The organism is Novipirellula caenicola, from assembly GCF_039545035.1.
Lineage (GTDB): Bacteria > Planctomycetota > Planctomycetia > Pirellulales > Pirellulaceae > Novipirellula > Novipirellula caenicola.
Map to the genome: position 1 here is coordinate 1 of NZ_BAABRO010000049.1, position 4,626 is coordinate 4,626.

A 4,626-nucleotide genomic window follows, 5' to 3' on the forward strand; every position below is an offset into this window, starting at 1 on the left:
AAAACCCTTCGTAAATTCTCTGGGTGATCGCTGAATCTTCAAAGCGTTCCACCGGCCTTCTTGAACCAAGGCCTTGAACATCGGCTCCGCTCGTGCCTCGCTCCGCGATGTCAAAGCCTTAATTGTTCGCCGCATCTTCGAGCCGATGCATTGTGTCATTCAGTCACTGAAACGCTGAGAATTATACCGTCATCAATACGGCACGTCAGTGATTCGATGCATTCGAAGGAAGAATGAACTCGCAATAATCCAATAAGTCCGCACCACGGTCGTCGAGCACAACGTCGGGCTTGGGCAGAAAACCCAAAAAACATTCGTCAATGCCGAGAGAAACCGCCACGTTACGCGAGTATTCCGCGCCACCGCGACTCCAGCAATACAATGCGTGACCATCGGCATGCATTCGACGAACGTAGTCCACACACGGCGTCATCGGGATCTGCTTCGTGCCGAACGTTCGGATCAGCGTGTCATCGACATCGATGTAGATGATACGTTTACGTTCCAAGTTCAAAACAGCCGTATCAAGTGTGAGTAGGATTCGGTCGGCGAACGGTACCCGTCACCGAGGACGGACGGTTGAGCATCCATTCGTGTAATGACGCAAGCCGTCCTTCGGTGCACGGGGTGGTTCCCCGCTTGACCGTGTTTACGCTAGATGTCAATCGGTATTCGTATCAAGGGCCAAAACGCAACATAGAACACAGCGATTGCGATCGGAATCATCGCCGTTGTCCATCGTAGCCAGACCCATCGTGTCGGTTGGCCCTTCAAGTATCGAATCGCAAAATATGTGGGAAGATCGAGCAGCAAGACGAGGATCACTGGTACGAACGAGTAATGCGTGAAGGCGCGAAAGAAATCGTCCATACCCGAAAGTTCAGTTTCGAGTCTTCCTGCGTCGGGTTTCGCCGAAATCAAGACGGACAGCGATTGGCCGCCAAGAAACACCGCAAAAAGAAGGGCAATGTGGATTGAAATTACGGCCATGCGCCCTGGAATCGCGGAACGTCGATCGTTCGCATTAGTATCGGGCGACTCGTATGGGTTGGCGTCCGTCATGAAGTTTAGGCTGTCGGGGAACGTTGGAATTCACGCGGTGGCGGGAGTTGATCATCCACTTCCAAAAGCACGCCACCGCCACTCGCGTGCAATTCTCTGGTTATCCGCCCGTTGTGCATACAAGTCCAGTACTAAGTGTAGTACTCGCCATCCCATGGCTCCATGAATGTGATCTGAGAGCCCGGCTGCAAATGGACACACCCGTGATCATCGTCAGCGACGAGACCAAAATTGACGCCGTCGATTTGTATTTGGAACGGACGCACGGAGATGTCGCAGAATTGAACGTCGTCGAGTTGAGATAGCATCTTTGTCCGCGCTGCATCGAGGTCATTCGGGATAGTCCCCGAACAAGGCTTTGTGGCGGACGTAGTTGCCATCGACATCGAAGAGATACAGTATCAACCCTTGGCATGTTGCGTTTGCAAAGTCGTTGAGAAAGAACTGCATGCCTTCGGCACAGCGACCTATGCACTGTGTGTGCATGTCCTGCATCAGTCGAATCTGTAGTAGCTCAGGAATGGCCATCGGGAGAATTCTGCAGGATGAAGTCAGCGGGATGACTGACACGTCCATCGGATAACGGGAGCGATGTGCGGGCGGCGAAGGGTGATTAAACCACTTTGCAAAAACGATGCCGCCGCTCCGTCACCATCGCATGGTTATCGCAGATCGTAGCACGCATGAATCCGTCATGGTTGCAGTGGCGTTCCGCCCCGTGGGTGGCCCGTCAAGCAGGCAACCGTTGGGATCGACCAGTGAGGCTAGTGTAACTTACTGCGATGACAAAATGTTGCACGAACACCAACGGGAATTTCGCTCGTTACGCCAGCGATGGAATGAAGTACAAATCAAAGCAGGCCACGCCTCTAGTTGCGATAACGGGAGCGATGTGCGGGCGGCGAAGGGTGATTAAACCACTTTGCAAAAACGATGCCGCCGCTCCGTCACCATCGCATGGTTATCGCAGATCGCAGCAAGCATGAATCGAGTATGGTTGCAGTGGCGTTCCGCCCCGTGGGTGGCCCGTCAAGCAGACAACCGTTGGGATCGACCAGTGAGGCTAGTGTAACGGACTGCGATGACAAGATGTTGCACAATCACCAACGGGAATTTCGCTTGCTGCGCCAGCGGTGGAATGAATTGCAAATCCAACGCAGGCTACGCAGCTAGTTGCGATAACGATTGCAATCACCCGGTCGCGACGAGAGATTTTCGATTGCCAAAACGCCCGACTTCGCGACTCGGGTGGATTGCTTGGTTACCCGCCTTCTCGTGGGACAGGGTATTCGCGTCCGCGCAGGTAGCGTGCCGCCGAGCAATTGTGCATATCAGCAATCCAGTTGTCGAGTGTTGGAACATAAACGGCTTCCGATTGAATTCCGTGGAACAAACATTCGTGCAATGACGGCATGGACAGCAATTGAGTCAAGTTGTTGGGGGCAGGATTGGACAGCGAAAAGAGCATGTTAATTCGCTCAAGGTTTCCGTTATCATCCCGCCAAATGGATAGCTGGTCGTGTGTGTCGTCGTCACCGAACATCCGCGCGTTGGGACTCCAAGATTCGGTTTCGGTCAACCACTTTTCCAATTGTGCTACTAGGTCGACACCAAGCGAATCTGGAAGTCGAAGCCAATAGTTTGGCCTTGCGTCACAAACGACGTCGATGTTTGCGATCGATTCTGGCGTCACACGAGGAACAGTGATGGAAGGCGGAATGCGACCGTGAACGCGAATGACACCATTCGCTGGAAGCAAGTTAACGCTGTATTGCCACGCACCCATCAGCTTACGGTTTCAGTTGTCGGGTAACGACCCGCGTCACCGGGGCCCGTGAGTTGATTTTCCACTTGTGAAACCGCACCAACGGGCCTCCGCGTGCACGCGATGGTTACCCGCCATGCTGCGTTGCGGTGCGATCTGGGTACGTGCCGATGGAAACCAAGTGATCCCATGTAGGGAAGTCAATTTCCGCTAGCAATAAGTCAAGTGTATCGGGATCTTGCTCAATGACCCATTCATCAATTTCGTCCTGGAGTTTGTTGCAGACGTCTCCGTTGCTATCTGCGTCATCCGGAAGGTAGACGCCTAGCAGCGGTATGTCCTTAATGCTGTGAGAAGTCCGGCCTGCGAAAATGTCGATCTCGGCGGTTTCGGGTAGGAACGGAGCGATGACGTCAACGTTGCGTCGTACGTGTTCGTAGATACGAACCAGTTCGTCGCACGATGCGTGCAAATCAAGCTCAGTCATCAGAAGATAGTAGCCGCGATTCGCCATCATTAGGTCACGTTGTGCGGAATCTCAGTCGGGTAACGGTAGAAATCACGGGGATCGCGCAATGGAGTGCCCATCACCCAAGATGAGTTCGCGATCTCCCGTGCATTTCTTGGTTCTGCAATTCATGTTGGTGGGTAGCTACGGCCATGGTGCCATCATCGAGTAATGCACTAGCGTAAGCAAGTTAAACGCAGCTCCGAGCGTGATCCGTTTGTAGCCCCGGAAATACGCTTCCCGTCGCTTCGTAGGTATGTGCCGGGACCCAAAAGAGTTGAATACTCGGTGCCGAAACAATGGCAGTTTCGCGTACGTAAGATCGATCAGCCCGCATAGGTAGAGGACGAGGATGACAATGATGTTCACTGGGTACGCGGCAACCAAGAGCATCCCAGCGAGAACGAGCATCGGAAAGTGGATGATTGCGTTTGCTGTGAATTCGTGTCTTCGCATTTGAATCACCGACGGTGTTCGATTGGGCAAAGCTTACCCGGTTGCAGAACGGCGGTCGTCACCGGGCACGGAGAGACGACTATCCATTTGTAAAACCTTGCAAGCCGTGCTCCGTGTGCACGACATTTTTCTGCCTTCCGATCGCTTCAATCGCCGGAGCATCCAACGAATACAAGTGAGACCGGATTGCCATCATCGTACACCGGGAAATAGACGGCCTGCCACCGGTCAAGATTCTCGGCTGCAGCTTGCCAACCAACTCGGTCCAAGTCTGCCGTCGTGGGATGCTCCGTTCCATACAGCCGCTTGCGAATCGCCGGTTGAAGTTGCCACGCAACGCCAAAGTCTGGTGTCTGCGAGCATCGTTCAATGTCAAGGATTGAATGGGTTCCGGACTCGGCAGCCAAAGCAATCGCTTCTTCGATTGAACGCGGACGTCGGCATCCACGCGCGATCCATGAAGCAAAGGAAGACATCTCATAGAAGCCCTTTGCGACGATCACGATCAGTTTAACGGTAATCGGCATGTTCTTCAGCTGTGTCCAGATGCTGACGTTAGCGAAAGGATCGCCGTATCGCCCAGAGTTGAAAACATCGGTACGAAGCTGTTGTAGTGCAGCGTTTGGATCGTCGCTGTAGTCGGTTGTGTAGTGCCAGCTGGATGCGCCCATGGGTGTCTGTTAGTGCATTGTTTCGATGGCAGAACTTCCGGGATCAGCGGGCGGCGGGAGTTGACAATGATCTCACCAAAAACCGCACCACCGCCGCTCCGTTGCATCCCATGGTTCGCCGTTGTCCCAAGTCATGCACATCGCTTGACCTTAGTGAGCGCGTC

The 4,626-nt window shown here is 53.5% G+C and carries 6 protein-coding genes; all 6 read right to left on the minus strand.

The window, feature by feature from the left end; all coding sequences use genetic code 11:
- Nucleotides 1-205: 205 nt before the first annotated feature.
- The 6 genes from ABEA92_RS31075 to ABEA92_RS31100 all read right to left on the minus strand — a co-directional run bounded on the left by ABEA92_RS31075 (nucleotide 206) and on the right by ABEA92_RS31100 (nucleotide 4,462).
- On the minus strand, nucleotides 206-508 hold the full coding sequence (locus ABEA92_RS31075) for a hydrolase (RefSeq protein ID WP_345689739.1): 303 nt from the start codon (nucleotides 506-508) through the stop codon (nucleotides 206-208).
- 146 nt (nucleotides 509-654) lie between these two features.
- Nucleotides 655-990, minus strand: coding sequence for a hypothetical protein (locus ABEA92_RS31080; RefSeq protein WP_345689741.1), 336 nt, complete (start codon nucleotides 988-990; stop codon nucleotides 655-657).
- 402 nt (nucleotides 991-1,392) lie between these two features.
- Entirely contained in the window at nucleotides 1,393-1,590 is a 198-nt protein-coding gene (locus ABEA92_RS31085) for a hypothetical protein (RefSeq protein ID WP_345689743.1), read from the minus strand.
- A 733-nt stretch (nucleotides 1,591-2,323) separates the two neighbouring features.
- A complete protein-coding gene (locus tag ABEA92_RS31090; protein WP_345689745.1) occupies nucleotides 2,324-2,848 on the minus strand; it encodes a hypothetical protein in 525 nt (174 codons plus the stop codon).
- A 106-nt stretch (nucleotides 2,849-2,954) separates the two neighbouring features.
- Nucleotides 2,955-3,314 (minus strand): hypothetical protein, encoded by a 360-nt coding sequence (locus ABEA92_RS31095; protein WP_345689747.1) that lies wholly within the window; start codon nucleotides 3,312-3,314, stop codon nucleotides 2,955-2,957.
- A 623-nt stretch (nucleotides 3,315-3,937) separates the two neighbouring features.
- On the minus strand, nucleotides 3,938-4,462 hold the full coding sequence (locus ABEA92_RS31100) for a hypothetical protein (RefSeq protein WP_345689749.1): 525 nt from the start codon (nucleotides 4,460-4,462) through the stop codon (nucleotides 3,938-3,940).
- Nucleotides 4,463-4,626 lie beyond the last annotated feature (164 nt).

Coding starts and splice junctions, on each gene's coding strand:
- ABEA92_RS31080 (WP_345689741.1), bottom strand. CDS start 990: ATGGCCGTAATTTCAATCCACATTGCCCTTCTTTTTGCGGTGTTTCTT.
- ABEA92_RS31085 (WP_345689743.1), bottom strand. CDS start 1,590: ATGGCCATTCCTGAGCTACTACAGATTCGACTGATGCAGGACATGCAC.
- ABEA92_RS31090 (WP_345689745.1), bottom strand. CDS start 2,848: ATGGGTGCGTGGCAATACAGCGTTAACTTGCTTCCAGCGAATGGTGTC.
- ABEA92_RS31095 (WP_345689747.1), bottom strand. CDS start 3,314: ATGACTGAGCTTGATTTGCACGCATCGTGCGACGAACTGGTTCGTATC.
- ABEA92_RS31100 (WP_345689749.1), bottom strand. CDS start 4,462: ATGGGCGCATCCAGCTGGCACTACACAACCGACTACAGCGACGATCCA.